At 64.4% G+C, this 17,142-nt stretch carries 16 protein-coding genes; 8 read left to right on the top strand and 8 right to left on the bottom strand.

Annotated features, from left to right (window positions below; translation table 11 throughout):
* Positions 1–41: 41 nt before the first annotated feature.
* Complete coding sequence (locus ACK4FH_RS00880; protein ID WP_409810293.1) at positions 42–1,217, top strand: PQQ-dependent sugar dehydrogenase; 1,176 nt, start codon at positions 42–44, stop codon at positions 1,215–1,217.
* 9 nt (positions 1,218–1,226) lie between these two features.
* Here ACK4FH_RS00880 and ACK4FH_RS00875 read toward each other — a convergent pair whose 3' ends face one another.
* The 5 genes from ACK4FH_RS00875 to ACK4FH_RS00855 all read right to left on the bottom strand — a co-directional run bounded on the left by ACK4FH_RS00875 (position 1,227) and on the right by ACK4FH_RS00855 (position 4,711).
* The gene (locus ACK4FH_RS00875) at positions 1,227–2,381 is read right to left on the bottom strand and encodes an L-lactate dehydrogenase (protein WP_409810290.1); all 1,155 of its coding nucleotides are present in this window, start codon (positions 2,379–2,381) and stop codon (positions 1,227–1,229) included.
* A gap of 30 nt (positions 2,382–2,411) precedes the next feature.
* Positions 2,412–2,921, bottom strand: a complete 510-nt coding sequence (locus tag ACK4FH_RS00870; protein ID WP_409810287.1) for a MarR family winged helix-turn-helix transcriptional regulator — start codon at positions 2,919–2,921, stop codon at positions 2,412–2,414.
* A gap of 6 nt (positions 2,922–2,927) precedes the next feature.
* Positions 2,928–3,710: an SDR family NAD(P)-dependent oxidoreductase gene (locus tag ACK4FH_RS00865; protein WP_409810284.1), complete on the bottom strand. Its 783-nt coding sequence runs from the start codon at positions 3,708–3,710 to the stop codon at positions 2,928–2,930.
* An 82-nt stretch (positions 3,711–3,792) separates the two neighbouring features.
* Positions 3,793–4,137: a hypothetical protein gene (locus tag ACK4FH_RS00860; RefSeq protein ID WP_409810281.1), complete on the bottom strand. Its 345-nt coding sequence runs from the start codon at positions 4,135–4,137 to the stop codon at positions 3,793–3,795.
* Positions 4,138–4,231: 94 nt separating this feature from the next.
* Positions 4,232–4,711 (bottom strand): Fur family transcriptional regulator, encoded by a 480-nt coding sequence (locus ACK4FH_RS00855; RefSeq protein WP_409810278.1) that lies wholly within the window; start codon positions 4,709–4,711, stop codon positions 4,232–4,234.
* An 86-nt stretch (positions 4,712–4,797) separates the two neighbouring features.
* Between ACK4FH_RS00855 and ACK4FH_RS00850 the strand changes: the two genes are divergently transcribed.
* Entirely contained in the window at positions 4,798–5,529 is a 732-nt protein-coding gene (locus ACK4FH_RS00850; protein ID WP_409810275.1) for an SOS response-associated peptidase, read from the top strand.
* A gap of 114 nt (positions 5,530–5,643) precedes the next feature.
* A complete protein-coding gene (locus ACK4FH_RS00845; protein WP_409810272.1) occupies positions 5,644–6,984 on the top strand; it encodes a hemolysin family protein in 1,341 nt (446 codons plus the stop codon).
* Between the two features lie 2 nt (positions 6,985–6,986).
* Here ACK4FH_RS00845 and ACK4FH_RS00840 read toward each other — a convergent pair whose 3' ends face one another.
* Complete coding sequence (locus tag ACK4FH_RS00840) at positions 6,987–8,399, bottom strand: FAD-binding oxidoreductase (RefSeq protein ID WP_409810269.1); 1,413 nt, start codon at positions 8,397–8,399, stop codon at positions 6,987–6,989.
* Between the two features lie 13 nt (positions 8,400–8,412).
* Positions 8,413–9,783 (bottom strand): serine hydrolase domain-containing protein, encoded by a 1,371-nt coding sequence (locus ACK4FH_RS00835; RefSeq protein ID WP_409810266.1) that lies wholly within the window; start codon positions 9,781–9,783, stop codon positions 8,413–8,415.
* 154 nt (positions 9,784–9,937) lie between these two features.
* Here ACK4FH_RS00835 and ACK4FH_RS00830 point away from each other — a divergent pair, with 154 nt between their 5' ends.
* Positions 9,938–10,810: a VOC family protein gene (locus ACK4FH_RS00830; RefSeq protein WP_409810262.1), complete on the top strand. Its 873-nt coding sequence runs from the start codon at positions 9,938–9,940 to the stop codon at positions 10,808–10,810.
* Here the strand turns inward: ACK4FH_RS00830 and ACK4FH_RS00825 are convergent.
* Positions 10,807–11,787 carry an L-threonylcarbamoyladenylate synthase gene (locus tag ACK4FH_RS00825; protein WP_409810259.1) on the bottom strand — a complete coding sequence of 327 codons (981 nt, stop codon included), beginning with the start codon at positions 11,785–11,787 and terminating at the stop codon, positions 10,807–10,809. The two genes, ACK4FH_RS00830 and ACK4FH_RS00825, sit on opposite strands and share 4 nt — an antisense overlap.
* Before the next feature lie 90 nt (positions 11,788–11,877).
* On the opposite strand from ACK4FH_RS00825, the gene ACK4FH_RS00820 reads away from it, so the two are divergent.
* The 4 genes from ACK4FH_RS00820 to ACK4FH_RS00805 all read left to right on the top strand — a co-directional run bounded on the left by ACK4FH_RS00820 (position 11,878) and on the right by ACK4FH_RS00805 (position 17,141).
* A complete protein-coding gene (locus ACK4FH_RS00820; protein ID WP_409810256.1) occupies positions 11,878–13,647 on the top strand; it encodes an acyl-CoA dehydrogenase in 1,770 nt (589 codons plus the stop codon).
* A complete protein-coding gene (locus ACK4FH_RS00815; RefSeq protein WP_409810253.1) occupies positions 13,647–15,020 on the top strand; it encodes a sodium/glutamate symporter in 1,374 nt (457 codons plus the stop codon). Before ACK4FH_RS00820 ends, ACK4FH_RS00815 begins: the two co-directional genes overlap by 1 nt.
* 103 nt (positions 15,021–15,123) lie before the next feature.
* On the top strand, positions 15,124–16,179 hold the full coding sequence (locus ACK4FH_RS00810) for an MBL fold metallo-hydrolase (RefSeq protein ID WP_409810250.1): 1,056 nt from the start codon (positions 15,124–15,126) through the stop codon (positions 16,177–16,179).
* A 32-nt stretch (positions 16,180–16,211) separates the two neighbouring features.
* A complete protein-coding gene (locus tag ACK4FH_RS00805) occupies positions 16,212–17,141 on the top strand; it encodes a histone deacetylase family protein (RefSeq protein ID WP_409810246.1) in 930 nt (309 codons plus the stop codon).
* The last annotated feature ends 1 nt before the right edge of the window (position 17,142 follow it).

Raw genomic sequence — 17,142 nt, 5'->3', positions numbered from 1 at the left:
CGGCCCCCGCCGCCATATTTTGGTCTATCGGGGCCGCAACAATGACCCATCCAGCCATCGAAATAGGGTGTTTCATGACCTTTCCGCTACGTTTCGCCGTCTCCCTTCTCGCTCTTTCGTTGGCCCCCCCGGCGGCCGCCCAGATCGTCGAGACGGAGAAGACGAACATCCGCGTCGAGGCGGTCGCCTCGGGCCTCAAACATCCCTGGGGCGTCGCTTTCCTGCCGGATGGCAATTTTCTCGTCACCGAGCGGCCGGGCTTCCTGCGCATCGTCACACCCGAAGGCAAGGTTAGCAGCGCGCTTTATGGTGTGCCGGAAGTCGTCGCGCGCGGGCAGGGCGGGTTGCTGGATGTCGCGCTTGATCCCGATTTCGAGAAAAACCGACTCGTCTATCTCACCTATGCGGAGAAAGGCGAGGGCAACACGAACGGCACTGCCGTGGCGCGCGGACATCTCACCGAGAGTCTCTCGCCCCAGCTTCGCAATGTGGAAGTGATCTTCCGTCAGGAGCCGAAGAAGGACAGCCACCTCCATTTCGGCTCGCGACTTGTCTTCGACAATGAAGGTCACCTCTTCGTCGCGCTGGGCGAGCGCTCGCGCGTCGGCATGCGCGAGGAAGCACAGGAACTGAACTCCCATCTCGGCAAGGTGGTACGCATCATGCCGGACGGTTCGGTGCCTGAGGACAATCCCTTTGCCGGCGTCGAGGGCGCGCGTCCGGAAATCTGGTCCTATGGCCATCGCAACCAGCAGGGCGCCGCTCTTCACCCCGAAACTGGTAAGCTCTGGACGAATGAGCACGGGCCGCGCGGCGGCGACGAGATCAACATTCCCGAAGCCGGCAAGAATTACGGCTGGCCGGTCGTCACGCATGGCCGCGAATATAGCGGCCTCGCCGTCGGCTCCGGCAAAAGCTCGGCACCCGGCATGGAAGACCCGATCCATCACTGGACGCCCTCTATCGGCGTCTCCGGCATGGCCTTCTACACCGGCGATGCGATCCCCGAATGGCAGGGCTCGCTCCTTGTCGGCGGCCTCGCGCGGCCCGGCATCTATCGCCTCACCCTCAATGGTGAGCGAGTGACGGGCGAGGAAAGGCTCCTCGCCGATCTGGGCTCGCGCATCCGCGATGTCCGGCAGGGCCCCGACGGCGCCATCTACATCCTCACCGATGAGGAAGACGGCAAGCTGCTCCGCATCGTGAAGGCGGAGTAATGCGCAGGTTCAAGCAATCGCGCTTCCGTCTATTTCGCCGGTTTTGGTGAATCCCGTCAGCGCCATGGCGACATTCATTTCGCTGCGCATCGTGCCGAGCATCGCGGAGACGCCCTGCTCGCCGCGTGCCGCCAGGGCAAATGCCCAAGCCCGGCCAAGCAGGCAGGCATCGGCGCCCCGCGCCAATGCCTTCACCACATCGAGCCCGCTGCGAACGCCGCCATCGAGGAATAGCACCGTCCGGTCGCCCACTTCCTCGCGGATTGCGGGCAAGGCTTCGATGGTCGCCGGTGTCGAGTCGAGCTGCCGCCCGCCATGATTGGACACCACGATCCCGTCCGGCGACAGCGTCTGCATCGCCATCTTCGCGTCTTCCGCGTCCATCACGCCCTTGATGATGATCTTGCCGGGCCAGTTCTCGCGCACCCATTCGAGATCCTGCCAGGTCATCGACGGATCGAGGTTTTTGGCGACCCATGCGCCGAACTCGGCAAAGCCCTTTGCGTTGGGCACCGCCTCGCGCAGATTGCCGAAATCGAGCGGGCGGCCTCCCAGCGCCACATGGCGTATCCAGTGGACGCGCCGCGCGAAATCGGCGGCCACCTTCAGCCGCTTGCCGAGCGACATGGCGGTGTTCATCCCGTTGCGAACATCGCGGTAGCGCGAACCGAGCACGGCAAGATCGACCGTGAAGACAAGCGCAGTGCAGCCGGCCTTGTGTGCGCGTTGCATCAGTTCGCGCGCATAGCCGCGGTCCTTGATGACATAAAGCTGGAACCAGAAGGGCTTTGTCGTTGCGGCGGCCACCTCCTCGATGGAGCAGATACCGACAGTCGAGAGCGTGAAGGGCACGCCGAACGCCTCCGCCGCCTTCGCCGCCTGCACCTCGCCGCGCTGCGCGAACATGCCCGCAAAGCCGACCGGCGCAAGCGCGGCGGGGATCGTCCATGTCTCTCCGAAAATCTCCGCCCGCGTGTCGATATTGCCGACATCGCGCAGCACGCGCTGGCGCAGTTTCAGCCGCGCGAACGCATCCACATTGTCGGCCAGCGTCTTTTCCGCATAGGAGCCGCCATCGAGATAGTCGAAGAGCTGCGTCGGCAGCCTCCGCCGTGCGAATTCGCGGTAGTCGGACACCGACACAGGATTGAGATCGAGACTCATGACGTTTCTCCCCTCCGCATGCGCCGAGTTTCAACCCCGGCCCGCATCCTCCATCAGATCGTCCACGGCGACCGGGCCGGCATTTTCGCGCCTGCTGTCGATGATATAGGCGAGTTCGGAAAAAGCCTCCAGCATCCGCTCCGGGTCGCCCTGATCGATGAGCGAAGGCAAATAACGCGCAAGCGCCTCTTCGAACTCGCGGTGCTTCTGGAGCCCCTTCGGCGTCAGGCTGAGTTTGACGCTGCGCCCGTCATCCTTGTCGGGCGCCCGCGCAATGAGCCCGCGCTTCTCCATATCGGCAATGAGGCCGGACGCTGTCGGCTTGCGGATCGCAGCTTCCACGGCAAGCTCGCCCGCGCGCTTCGGTCCCCGTTTCAGGAACAGGAGAAAGCGGTATTGCGGGATGGTGATGTCGAGTTCCCGCGCGATCTTCTCGAACTCGCGGAACAGCACGACGATGGTGCGCGCCATGAGAATGAGGCGCCTGTCGATATCGGCAGTCTCGCCGCCGCCGCTCGTGCCGTTCCGCTTGTCGCTCATTCGTCCTCAGAAAATCGCGTAGCCGCCATCGATCACGAAAGTGTCGCCCGAATGATAGGCCGAAGCGTCGGACGCAAGATAGACCGCGATGCCACCGAAATCGGCCGGCTCACCCCAGCGCCGGGCGGGCACCCGCGGGATCACCTTTTCGGCGAAGGCCGGTGCGGCCTGCGCCTGCGCCGTCATGTCGGTTGCGATCCAGCCCGGCAGGATCGAATTCGCGCGAACGCCGTAGCGCGCATGTTCGACCGCGATGCTTTTCATCATCGAGATCACGCCGCCCTTGGTCGCCGCATAGGCTTCATTGCGCGCCGCGCCCTCAATCGCTGCAAGGCTTGCAATACCGACCAGCGAGCCGCCGGTGTCGCCGCCGCGCGCGCGTTCGACCATGTGTCGCGCCGTTTCGCGCAGCGTCCAGAACACGCCGTCGAGGTTCACGGCAAGCGTTTTGCGATAGACTTCCGTCGACATTTCGACGAAGGACGGCGCGCCGAAGCCGACACCCGCATTGGCAAAGCAGGAATCGATGCGGCCAAGCTCCTTCACCGTCGCGCCGATGCCGTCGACGACTTGGCTTTCGTCCGACACGTCCACTTTGCGCGTATAGACCTTCACGCCATGCGCGCGGAGCTGGCCGGCGGCCTTCTTGTTCTTCTCTTCATTGGTGCCCCAGATCGCAACATCGGCGCCCGCCTGTGCAATCGCATCCGCCATGCCGAGGCCGATGCCGCCATTGCCGCCCGTCACAAGGGCCACCTTCCCCGAAAGGTCGAAAGGCTTGTAGCTCATCTTTCCGTCTCCCTGATTTGCGTTCCCGTTTCTTGGTATTCCGGTTTCAAGGGGCGCAGCTTCCGCGCCATCGCTGTCGCGGTCAATTCCCTCTGAGCGGCGTCTCATCCGCTGCCGTCGCGTCGCGCTTCTCTTCGCGCAGCTCCGCGCAGACGAAATAGGGTTTGAAGCCGAGCGCCTCGGGGTCAGGCGGGATCTGGCAGGAATAGACCGACACGCCCTTCTGCAGAATGAGTGACGTGCCGAGATTGCCGCGAATCTCGTAGCCGTCGCCCGTGAGGTCGGTAAGCGACTTGTCCGTGGCGACGAAAGGCCCAGCCCGTGAGCCCGATTCGAATCGGCCGGGTTTCGGCCCGTCCTGCGCCGCAAGCGGCCCTGTGGCGAGCACGGTCAGCGCCGCCGATAGGAGAACTGTCCTGAACAACATGAAAAAGCGGGCTCCGCTGCGGGAAACTCAAGAAACACAATCTTAGATCATCGCGCGCACCGATCAAAACGGTGGCGTGACCTGCCCGATGGCCCTATGCGGCGCAATGGGCGCAGAGGCCGGAAATCTCGACGACCTGCCTTTCGGCGCGGAAACGGGCGCGTTTCGCCGCCTGGTCGAGTGCCGCCTCGAGCTTTGGATCGACGATTTCCTCCGTCGCGCCGCATTTCCGGCAGATCAGGAAATGGCCGGCATGGGGCGCGCCTGCCTCTACGCAGCCGAGATAGGCATTGAGCGACTCGATCTTGTGAATAAGCCCTTCGCCGATCAGGAAATCGAGCGCCCGGTAGACCGTCGGCGGCCGCGCCGATTTGTGGCTGCGGCTCAGCTCGTCCAGCACGTCGTAGGCACCCACCGGCTTGTGGCTCTTCCAGACAATCTGCAGCACCTTTTCGCGCAAGGGTGTGAGCTGCACGCCCCGCTCGGCGCAGAGTTCGCGCGCCGTCGCCAGCGCATCCTCAATGCAGGCCTTGTGATTATGCGTATGTGCCTGAACCGCGCCGCGCGCTGCCATGCCGTCTCCTTTCGGTCTTTGCCGATGGTACAACATAACAATCGCCGCTGTCGCCCCCGCGCACGATTCGTCCTATTCTCGCGCCCATGTGCGGACGATATGCAATCACCTTGCCCCCGAAAGCGATGCGCGAACTATTCGGTTTTCTCGATGAGCCGGATTTCCCGCCGCGCTACAACATTGCGCCGACGCAGCCTGTGCCCGTGGTGATCCGCGAGGCCGGGCAGCGGCGCTTCATGCTGGTGCGCTGGGGCCTCGTTCCGTCCTGGGCGAAGGAAATGCCGCAATCGCTCCTGATCAATGCAAGGGCGGAGACAATCGCCGAAAAACCGTCCTTCCGCGGCGCCTTCCGCCATCGCCGCGCGCTCATGCCTGCCGATGGCTTCTATGAATGGAAGGCGGAAGGGAAGGGGCCGAAGCAGCCCTGGTTCATCCGCCGCCGCGATGGCGCGTCCTTTGCGATGGCGGCACTCTGGGAAAACTGGATGGACCCGCATGGTAGCGAACTCGATACCTGTGCCGTCGTGACGACCGAGGCGAACGCGACCCTGGCGCCGATCCATCACCGGATGCCGGTGATCCTTGCCGAAAAGGACTGGGACATCTGGCTCGACCCGGCGGCCAGCGAAAAGGAACTTCTTGCGCTTCTCCGGCCCGCGCCGGACGATCTTCTGGAAGCAATCTCCGTCAGTACACGGATCAACCGCGCCGCGAATGACGACCCCTCGCTGATCGAGCGGGCCGAGCCTGTTGCCGTTGCGCCGGAAAAGCCCCGGTCGCGCAAATCGCCCGACAAGCGGCAGATGGGTCTCTTCTAGAGCGGCGGCAGGGCCGGATCGGCGGAAGAATTCCACCTTCTTTTTCGGGGTTTTTACCCCGTCGCCAACCCCTGCGCTTCCCCCTATACTCGGTTCCCAGCCCCCGGGGACACCATGCTTTCGAACATCATCATCCTGCTCGTTCTGATCCTGTTGAACGGGTTTTTTGCGATGTCGGAAATGTCCGTCGTCTCCTCCCGCCGTCAGCGGTTGCAGGCCCTTGTCGCCCGCCGCAAGCAGGCCGGTGCTCCGCACACCGGCGCCGAAACGGCTCTCCACCTCAACCGGGAACCTGGCCGCTTCCTCTCCGTTGTCCAGATCGGCATCACCATGGTCGGCGTCTTTGCCGGCGCCTTTGGCGGTACGATGCTGGCAGGGCCCCTGGGCGAGGTAATGTCGGACTGGCCCTTCATCGGCCCCTGGGCAGAACCCGTCGCTTTCGGTGTCATCGTCGTCTCCATTACTTATCTTTCGCTGATCCTTGGCGAACTTGTGCCGAAGCGCATCGCGCTCTCGAACCCGGAAGCGATCGCTGCCGCCATCGCATGGCCCATGAGCCGTCTCGCGCGCATGTTGTCGCCTGCAGTCACTTTCCTCTCCTGGTCCACCGAGGCAGTGCTGAAAGTCTATGGATTTGCCAGCCGCGAAGTGCCGCAGGTCACGGAAGACGAAATCCGCCATCTGATCGAGGAAGGCGCCGCCGCCGGCGCCATCGAGAATGTCGAGCGCGATATCGTGAACCGGGTCTTCCATCTCGGCGATACGCGCGTCGCCGAGATCATGACACCCCGTGTGCAGCTCGTCTGGCTCGATGCAGCGGAGCCGGTGGAACACAACCTGTCTCTCATCCGCCAGAACCAGAAGATGCGCTATCCCGTGCGCCGCGGCGCGAACGGGCCATTCATCGGCATGGTGCGGCTTGAGGACCTGTTCCTTGACCCGGCCACGAATGAAGAACTCCTCGCCCGCATGTCGCCGCCGCTTTACATCCCGCGCACGGCGAGCGTATTGCGCGCCCTGAGCATCCTTCAGTCCGAAAACATGTTCATGGGCTTCGTCATCGACGAATATGGCGATGTCGTCGGCACCATCACCATGTCGGAAATCTTCTTCGCCATGATCGGCGATCTGTCCGACCATGCCGCCAACAACAACAATGCCGTTGCCATTCGCGAGGACGGCTCCTTCATCATCGATGGTGTTGTCTCGGTCGATGAAGTGCGCCGCCTGCTCAAGCTCCAAAAATTGCCCGGCGACGAAAGCCCAGAGGTGAACACGCTGGCCGGCGTCATGTTCAACTGGTTCGGCCGCCTGCCCACGGAAGGCGACTATTTCGCCTGGAACGGCTACCGCTTCGAGATCGTCGATATGGATGGGCCCCGCATCGACAAGATCCTGATTGTGCCAGCGCAGAACCTGCCCATCGGCAGCGCGCTGGCGCGGAGCGCGGACTGATCTCAAACGACCTTGCCCGGATTGAGGATGCCCTTGGGATCGAGCGCGCGCTTCAGGCTGCGCATCAGCTCCATTTCGACGGGCGATTTCGTCGCTGCGATCTCGTCGCGCTTCAACTGACCGACGCCATGTTCGGCGCTGATCGAACCGCCCATTTCGCGGACGATGCCGTGAACGATCCCGTTCATCTCGCCCCAGAGATCGAGGAACGCCGCCTTGTCCATCGTCACGGGCTGACTCAGATTGAAATGCACATTCCCGTCGCCGATATGGCCGAATGGCACGGGGCGGATGCCGGGCAGGCGCTCTTCGACGGCCTTCGTCGCCATGGTGATGAAATTCGCCATGCGGGACACCGGCACAGATACATCATGCTTGATGCTGCCGCCTTCGAGGCGTTGCACATCGGATAGGCTTTCGCGCAAACGCCAGAAATCCGCATGCTGCGTCCCCGATTGTGCGATGGCGGCATCCGTCACCAGCCCTTGTTCGAGCCCTTCCTTGAGCGAGGCTTCCATCGCCTCGTCGAGATGGGCGCGCGTTCCAGCCGTCATCTCGATCAGCGCATACCAGGGCGAGCGGTCGGCAAGCGGGTCCGCCATGCCTTCAAGATGCGTCGTCACGAAATCGAGGCCGATGCGCGGCACGAGTTCGAAGGTCGAAACCTGCCCGCCGGAAACTGTGTCGGCGATGCGGAGCAGGCTCACCGCCGCATCGACGCTCGGCACGGCGGCGAAAGCGGTCGAGACGGCTTCCGGCCGCGGAAAGAGTTTCAGCACGGCGGCGGTGATGATGCCGAGCGTGCCTTCCGAACCGAGAAAGAGATGGCGGAGGTCATAGCCCGTATTGTCTTTCCGGAGGCCCGTCAGCCCGTTCCAGATATCGCCATTGGCGAGCACCACTTCGAGCCCAAGCACGAGATCGCGCGCATTGCCATAGCGCAGCACCTGCGTGCCGCCCGCATTGGAGGCGAGATTGCCGCCGATCTGGCATGTGCCTTCGGAGGCGAGGCTGAGTGGAAACAGCCGGCCAGCCTTTTCCGCTTCCGCTTGCACCCCGGCGAGCGTCACGCCAGCTTCGACGGTGAGCGTGTTGTTCGCGGTGTCGATGGCGCGGATGCGGTTCATGCGGGAGAGCGAGAGGATAATTGCCTCGCCGCTCTGATCCGGTATCTGCCCGCCGACAAGTCCGGTATTGCCGCCCTGCGGCACGACCGGGATGCCCGCTTCATGCGCGATGCGCATGATGGCGGAGACTTCTTCCGTCGAGGCAGGCTTCAGCACCGCCGCCGCCCGCCCGTGAAACAGCTCCCGCCGCTCCTCGAGATAGGACGCCATGTCGCGTTCATCGGCGATGAAGCCTTTGTCGCCGGTGACGGCTTTCAGGCGGGCGAGGATTTCTGGTGTGGGTTTCATGTGGTTTCTCTTATCACACCCGCTTGTGCGCGCGGACGCCGGAATGAAGCCAGCGGGCGCGGCCGGTGCCGTCGTCGCCGAGGAAGTGCCAGCTTTGCGGCAGCGTCATGCCGGGCGGGACGCCGAGGAAGAGTTCGGCACTCGCCGGCTCAAGGGAGATGCGTTTCGGCCCGCCGGACATGACGGCATAGTCCGGCGCGGGCGTGACGGTGACGACGAGTTTGCCGTCTTCCTCGCTCACCTCGATTTCCTCCATCGTGTTTGCATAGCGGCCGAGATAGCGCGCCGGGGCGATGGCCAGAGCGGCGTACGGTTTCGGCAATTCGGGCGGCGCAATCCCGGCGGCATCAGAAAAAATCTCGCGGATCAGCCGGTCGGCAAGCGCCTTGCCATTGCCGCCATTGGTGAGCAGGCAGAAAGCCGTGCTGCTTGCCGGGTGATAGCGCGCCCAGGCCGCCTGGCCGATGGTCGAGCCGTCATGGCCGAACACTTCATAGGTTCCGTCGCCATCCCAGTCCCACATGAAGGTGGCAAGCCCGATGGCGTCGATATTCATGCCCTTGGGGCAAACGATATTCATGCTGTGCATCGCTTCAACGCTTCCGGCGGAGAGAACGCGATTGCCGTTCGCCGCCACGCCGAGCGCCATCATCATCCGCATGAAGGTGACGACATCTCGCGCCTTTGCCATCGGCGTCGCGCCCGCAGGCCCGTTCGATGCGGCGAGATAGGCGATGGGTGTCACCATCATCCGGCCGGGCTGGCCCAGGTGTCCGATCGCCGTCTGGTAGCGCATCGCCTGTTCCGGCAGCGTCGAGAAGGACGGCGTGTCGAGCGGTTTGGCGAGCCGCTGGCGGATTGCCTTGTCCCATGTCGTACCGTTTGCCACTTCGATCATGCGGCCCGCGGCGACGAAGCCCGTATTGCAATAGGAAAACATCTCGCCGGGCTCATGCACCTGGTCGAGCGCGGCCATCATGGCGGTGAACCTCGCCACCCGGTCCTCGCCGCGGCCGGCATCCTTGAAATAATCGCCCATGATGCCGCTGGTATGCGACAGCAAATGGCGGAGCGTCACCCGCGCGGCGACGCTCTCATCCTTTACCTTGAAATCCGGCAGCAGGGTGCGCACCGGCACATCGAGCGCGAGTTTTCCTTCCTCGACAAGCTGCATGGCGAGCGCCGCCGTGTAGAGCTTGGTGATGGAGCCGATCTGGAAAAGCGTCTCGGGCGTCACCGGCACTTTCGTCTCGATATTGCAGACGCCGGCCGCCGCTTCTGAAAGCGTGTCGCCCGTCCATACGCCAAGCGACGCCCCCGGCACGCAAAATTGGCGTGTGCCTTCGTCGAGCATCTCTTTCAGGCGGGCAGGGGAATGGGGCATGGGTGCGAATTTCCTTTGATCCGATTTAGATGGATCATACCCCCACTCGTCCTACCCGGGGATAAGTGCAAATTGCCTTGCAGATTCAGGCCGCTGGCGGGCCGCCCGGTTTGCTCCTAGAGTGCCGCGCGTTTTCCGAGCCGGAGTTTGCCCCATGAGCGAAGTCACCTGTGTCGACCACATCATCATCGCCGTCCGCGACCTGAAGGAAGCGGAGAAAACCTATACGGCGATCTTCGGCCGCGAGCCCTCATGGAAGGGCGTCCATCCCGGCGTCGGCACGGGTAACGTGTTGTACCGGTTGAAGAATACCTATGTGGAACTCTATGCCCCCATCGCCGAGGGCGCCAATGCCGATGCGCTGAAGGCCCATCTCGATGCGCATGGCGAAGGGCTCTACGGCATCGTGCTCGGCGTTGCCGATGCGGCAGCCGCCACCGAAGCCTTCAATGCGCGGGGGCTTAAATCCGGCGCGCCCGTCGATGGCAAGGGCCGCGACGAGGTGACGGGCGCGATCCGCGAATGGCGCACCATCGCCATGCCGAAGGACGAAATGCTCGGCCTTTTCATGCTGGGTATCCAGCATCTGAGCCCGGAAGACGCGCTGCCGCCTGCGCCGCTCTCGGCCGGCGTGCCGGAAGGTGAGGCGGTTTCCGCCTGCGACCACGTCGTCATCATGACGCCCGATGCCGAACGCTGCAAAGCGCTCTTCGGCGGCAAGCTCGGCATCCGCCTCGCGCTCGACCAGACGAAGCCCGAATGGGGCGTCCGCCAGCTTTTCTTCCGTGCGGGTGGCCTCACCATCGAAGTGGTGGAAATGCTCGACAAGGCGAAGGCGCCCAAGGCCGAAGGGTTCTGGGGCATCGCCTGGAAGGTGGATTCCGTCGCAGCCGCCACGGCGCGTATCGGCAAGGCCGGGCTCGATGTGTCGGAGGTCCGTGTCGGCCGCAAGCCCGGCACCGAAGTCTCGACCATCCGCAAGCCGACCTGCGGTGTGCCGACGCTCCTGATCGGCGAAACTGCCTAGCCTCTCGGCGCAGCCGCGCGCTTCAGCCGGTCATTGATCGCCTCGCCGAGCCCCGTCATGGGGATGGGCGAGACGGCGATCGTGCGGCCTGATGCCTGTTTGTCCAGCGCCCGCAGCATGGCGAAGAGATGGGCGGCGGCTTCCGTGAGATCGCCGGAAGGCGAGAGGTTCATCGAGATCGCGCCGCGCGGCGCGTTTGGCCCGAAGGCGAGCAGCGCCTCGTCATCTCCAACTGTCGTCGCATCGAGCCGGAGCGGCGAGCCCGGCGCGTAGTGGCTTTCGAGCTGGCCGGGCGAGGCGCGGCCTTCCTCGCCGGAACCGGCATCGGCATCCGCAAGCTTTCGCCCGAGAACCTTCTCGATCTCCTCCCGCGCCACGGCGCCGGGGCGGAACAGCGTTGGGACGCCGTCCGGAAAGCCGATCACGGTGGATTCGAGGCCGAGCGGACATGGGCCGCCATCGATCACGAAGGCAAGTTCCGGCGCGGCACCGAGCCCTTCCATGACATGCGCGGCGCTTGTGGGGCTCACCTTGCCGGAGGGGTTCGCGGAAGGCGCGGCGATGGGCCGGCCTGCCGCCTTCAAGAGCGCCTGCGCCACCTCATGGGCAGGCACGCGCAGCGCCACCGTGTCGAGCCCGGCACTGACGAGCAGCGAAAGTGGCGAACCTGCGCGGCGCGGCAGCACCAGCGTCAGCCCGCCGGGCCAGAAGGCGCGGGCGAGCAACTCCGCCTCGACGTTGAAAATGCAGTGCTTTTCCGCCTCCGCGATGCCCGTCAGATGGACGATCAGCGGGTTGAAGCGCGGCCGGCCCTTGGCCTCGAAAATCCGCGCGACCGCCCTATCATTGGTCGCATCGGCCCCGAGCCCGTAGACGGTCTCGGTCGGAAAGGCGACAAGCCGCCCCTCGCGAAGCGCGACGCCTGCCTTTTCGATCGCTTCTGCCGTCGCGCTGAGGCAATCCGCCACGTAACCCATTCCTTCAACCGGTACACAGGGGCCGGAGAATACAGTAAAAGGCCGGAAACAAGCCTTTTCCCGCGCTTTCCCGTGTTTGAGGAGCCCTTCATGACATATCGCCCGCCGGTTCGCGACATGGCTTTTACGCTGAACGAGGTCGCAGGGCTTTCCGGCCTCATGGGGCAGGGCGCCTTCGAGGATGTTTCGCCCGATCTCGTCGCGTCGGTCATGGAAGAGGGTGCGAAGCTCGCCGCCGATGTGCTGGCACCCCTCAACCGCGCGGTGGACGGACACGGCATCGAACTGGGCGAGGGCGGCGTCTCCGTCTATCCGGCGCTGGCCGATGCCTACCGCAAATGGGTGGAAGGCGGCTGGGGCAGCCTCGCCGCGACGCCGGAATTTGGCGGGCAGGGCCTGCCGACCGCGCTCGCCGTCGCCATGCAGGAAATGTGGAATGCGGCCTGCATGTCCTTCGGCCTCTGCCCGATCCTCTCGCAAGGCGCCATCGAGGCGCTGACGGCGCATGGGACCGAGGAGCAGAAACGCCGATACCTGCCGAAGCTCATCTCCGGTGAGTGGACCGGCACGATGAACCTGACCGAGCCGCAGGCAGGCTCCGACCTCAATGCGCTGAAGGCGAAGGCCGCGCCGCAGGGCGACGGCAGCTATCTCATCACCGGTACCAAGATCTTCATCACCTATGGCGACCACGACATGGCCGAGAACATCGTCCATCTCGTGCTGGCGCGCCTGCCCGATGCACCGGCGGGCACAAAAGGCATCTCGCTATTCCTCGTGCCGAAATTCCTCGTCAATGAGGACGGTTCGCTGGGTGCGCGCAACGATGCGCATTGCATCGGGCTGGAAGAAAAGCTCGGCATTCATGGCAGCCCCACCTGCGTCATGTCCTATGGCGAGAAGGGCGGCGCCAAAGGCTGGCTGATCGGCGAGGAGAACCGCGGCCTCGCCTGCATGTTCACCATGATGAACAATGCACGCCTTCTCGTCGGCACGCAGGGCGTCGCCATTGCCGAAGCCGCCTATCAGCATGCGCTTTCATACGCGAAGGAGCGCAAGCAGGGCCGCCCGCTCGGCTCCACCCTCGCGCCGGGTGAAATGGCGCCGATCATCGAGCATCCCGATATCCGCCGCATGCTGCTCACCATGAAGTCGATGACGGATGCGGCGCGCGCGATCTGCTACGCGACGGCAGTCGCGATCGACGGCGCGCATGGCGGCAGCAGCGAGGAAACGCGCCGAGCGGCGCAGGCCCGCGCCGACCTGCTGACGCCGATTGCGAAATCCTTTTCGACCGATATAGGCGTCGAGGCGGCCTCCATCGGCGTGCAGATCCATGGCGGCATGGGCTTCATCGAGGAAACGGGCGCGGCGCAGTTCTATCGCGATGCGCGCATCCTGCCGATCTATGAAGGCACGAACGGCATTCAGGCGATCGACCTCGTGACGCGGAAACTGCCGCTCGGCAAAGGCGAGGTCGCGCGCGGCTTTATCGCCGAAATGCGCGAGACGGCGAAGGAGGCGCGCTCGTCGAACGACAAGGTGCTGACGGGCGTGGGCGCGGCGCTCGACGAGGCACTCGATACGCTCGACAAGGCGACGGACTACATGCTCGCCAATCTGAAATCCGCACCGAATGATTGCCTCGCAGGCGCGACGCCCTATCTGCGCCTCTTCGGGACGGCGGCAGGCGGCCACTATCTCGCGCGCGCCGCGCTGATCGACAGGGCGGCAACGGCGCGCCGCGCCATCGCGCAGTTCTACGCCGCGAATATCCTGCCCAATGTGCATGGGCTGCTTGCCCCCGCGACCGCGGGCGATGAAAGCCTCTTTGCCCTCGCAGTTGACGAGCTCGGCTGATGATGACGGATTTCGGCACGATATCGCTCGCGCTCGCCATCATCTGGGTGATGCTGATCGTCTCGAAATATCTGCGCTGGCGTCTTGCCGTGCTTGCGAGGCTCTTTATTCCCGGTTCGGTGGTTGCAGGCTTCATTCTTCTCTTTGCCGGCCCGGAAGTCGGCCGCTCGATCATTCCCGAAGGGGTGCTCGACATCTGGCGCCAGCTTCCCGCGCTTCTCATCAATGTCGTTTTCGCCGGTCTATTTCTCGGCAAGATCATTCCGGGCCCCGGCCAGATCTGGCGCCGCGCAGGCCCCGTCATCGCCTACGGGCAGGCAATCGCCTGGGGCCAATATGTCGTCGGCCTCGGCCTCGTCATTGCAGTACTGACGCCCTTCTATGCGACGCCGCCGGTTGCGGGCGCACTGATCGAGATTTCCTTCGAGGGTGGCCACGGCACGGCGGCGGGCCTCGGGCCGACATTCGAGGCGGTGGGCTTTGCGGCGGGAACGGACCTCGCGCTCGGCCTTGCGACCATCGGCCTGGTCGGCTCGGTGCTGATCGGCCTTGTTCTCATCAACTGGGCGGCGCGGCGCGGGCTCGTCGATCCTTCCGGCGTGCGGGAGCCGACGCCGGAACTTCATCCCGATCCGCCGGCCGACACGACCGCGCAGCTTGCCGCCCGGCCGCAGACCAGCGATGCCGCCCAGCCGATCGACCCCATGTCGCTCCATCTCGGCCTGTTCGCCGTTGCCATCGCCATCGGCTGGGGCCTGCACCAATTGCTGATCCTGCTCGAAGCGAACACATGGGGCCGCGACGGCACACGGATTCTCGCCTATCTGCCGCTCTTTCCGCTGGCCATGCTCGGCGGTGTCATCGTGCAGGTGATCGTGAGCCGATATGTCGGCATGAGCCTTGTGGACCGTGCGCTGGTGAACCGCATCTCGGGCGCTGCACTCGACATTCTGATCGTTGCGGCGCTGGCAACCCTCTCGCTCTCCGCGATCCATGAAAATCTCGGCCCCTTCGTCTGGCTCGCTATCGGAGGCATTGTCTGGAATATCGTGGCGCTGCTCGTTCTCGCGCCGCGCATGCTCGGGCCCGACTGGTTCGCGCAGGGTATTCCGCATTTCGGCCAGGCCATGGGCATGACGGTGAGCGGCCTCATGCTCTTCCGCATCGCAGACCCGGAGAACCGTTCCGGCGGGCTCGAGAATTTCGGCTACAAGCAGCTCTTCTTTGCGCCCATTGTCGGCGGCGGCCTTTTCACGGCGGCTGCCATGCCGCTCATCCTCGCCTTCGGCCCCTGGCCCATGCTGATCGCAACGAGTCTGCTGCTGGCCATCTGGATCTATGTCGGCGAGCGGCTGGCGCGGAAGATGCCGTAGCGTCGGGCAGGCATCACGCGGCGCCGGTTTGACGTCTCGGGCCCATGCGCCTATCACGAAAGGGTGATCCGCCTTGTCCGGCGGCCCCGTTTCGAGAGTTCAGATGTCCGATATTTCGCAAGCCCCGATTGAAAGCACCGGTCTCACCTATCCCTTCGACCGGGTGCCGGGGCCTGCGGAAATGATCGAAGTGGTGCCCGGCATTCACTGGGTACGGATGCCGCTGCCCTTCCAGCTCGACCATATCAATCTCTGGCTGCTGGAAGACGGCGAAGGCTGGACGGTTGTCGATACCGGCGTCGCTTCCGACGAGGTAAAGGCGCTCTGGCGCGAGATTTTTCAGACCGGACTCCGTGGCAAGCCGGTGACGCGCGTCATCGTCACACATCTCCATCCCGATCATGTCGGCCTTGCCGGCTGGTTCACGCGCAAGTGGGGCATCGAACTTTCGATGTCGCGGACCGACTTTTTGATGTGCCGCAACCTCGTGCTCGATACGGGCCGCGAGGCGCCGAAGGAAGCACTCGATTTCTACCGCGCGGCGGGCTTCAGCGAGCGCGGCATCGAAAGCTACCGCAAGCGCTTCGGCGGTTTCGGCGAACGCGTCTCGCGGCTGCCTGACATTTTCCGCCGTCTGCGCGAAGGCGACGACATTACCATCGGCGGTCGCACGTGGCGCGTCGTCGTCGGCTCGGGCCATGCACCGGAACATGTCTGCCTTTTCTGCGAGGAAGACCGCATTCTGATTTCCGGCGATCAGGTGCTGCCGCGCATCTCGTCCAATGTCAGCCTTCATCCGACCGAGGCCTACGAGAATCCGCTGGAAGACTGGATCGAAAGCTGCAAGCGGCTCCGTGCCACGCTGCCCGACGATGCGCTGGTGCTGCCGGCGCATAACGAGCCCTTCTACGGGCTCCACCAGCGCCTGACGCAATTGATCGACGGACATGAGGACGGGCTTGCGAAACTCCACGCCATGCTCGGCGAGCCGAAACGCGCCATCGACGTCTTCCCCGCGCTCTTCAGGCGCAAGATCGGCCCGGAAGTCTTCTTCATGGCGACGGGCGAAAGCCTCGCCCATCTCAACTGCCTCCTCGGCCGCGGCCTCGCGACGGTAAGCCGCGACGAAAAAGGCGTGAACTGGTATCGCCGCGCGTGAAGGCCGCGCCCTGCCCATGCTAGGCTGAAGCCATGCCCACCCTTCTCGTTACCCATGCCGCCTGCTTTGCCCATGAAACGCCGCCCGGCCACCCGGAATGCGTGGACCGGCTGCGGGCTGTCCTCGGCGCGCTCGAAGCCGAGGAGTTCATGCTGCTGGAGCGGGTGGAGGCGCCGCGCGCGACGCGCGAGCAGATCGCCCGCGTCCATCCCGAGAGCCACATAGCGCGGCTTGAGGAGATCGCGCCGCAGGAAGGCTTCCGCCGGATCGATGCCGATACGTCGATGTCGCCCGGTTCGCTCGAAGCGGCCTGGCGCGCGGCAGGCGCGGTGGTCCATGCCGTGGACGAGGTGATGGCGGGGAGGGCGCGCAACGGCTTCTGCGCCGTGCGCCCGCCGGGGCATCATGCGGAACCGCAAACGGCGATGGGCTTCTGCCTGTTCAACAATATTGCCATCGGCGCGCTCCACGCCCGCAAGGCGCATGGCTGCGAACGCGTGGCGGTGGTGGATTTCGACGTCCATCACGGCAATGGCACGCAGGCCGCCTTCGAGTGCGACCCCTCGCTTCTCTATATTTCGACGCATCAATGGCCGCTTTATCCGGGCACGGGGCGCGCGAGCGAGCATGGGCTTGGCAATATATACAATCGCTGCCTGCCGCCTGGCGCGGGCTCGGAGGAATTCCGCGCCGCGATGTCCGATGCGGTGATCCCTGCTATCGAGCAATTCCGCCCCGATTTCATCTTCATTTCGGCGGGTTTCGATGCGCATATGGCGGACCCGCTCGCGAATCTCCGGCTCACCGAGGCGGATTTCGGCTGGGCGACGGCGGAACTCGTGAAGGCGGCGGACCGCCTTTGCCATGGTCGCGTTGTCTCGGCGCTTGAGGGGGGCTATGACTTGGAGGCGCTGGCGGCCAGCGCGCGGGCCCATGTCCGCGCCCTGATGCTGACCGCCTGAA

Origin of the sequence: Parvibaculum sp. (assembly GCF_046297875.1) — a bacterium.
Classification (GTDB): Bacteria; Pseudomonadota; Alphaproteobacteria; order Parvibaculales; family Parvibaculaceae; genus Parvibaculum.
Note: the sequence above shows the minus strand (reverse complement) of the source record. Positions and strands in the feature narration are given on the sequence as shown.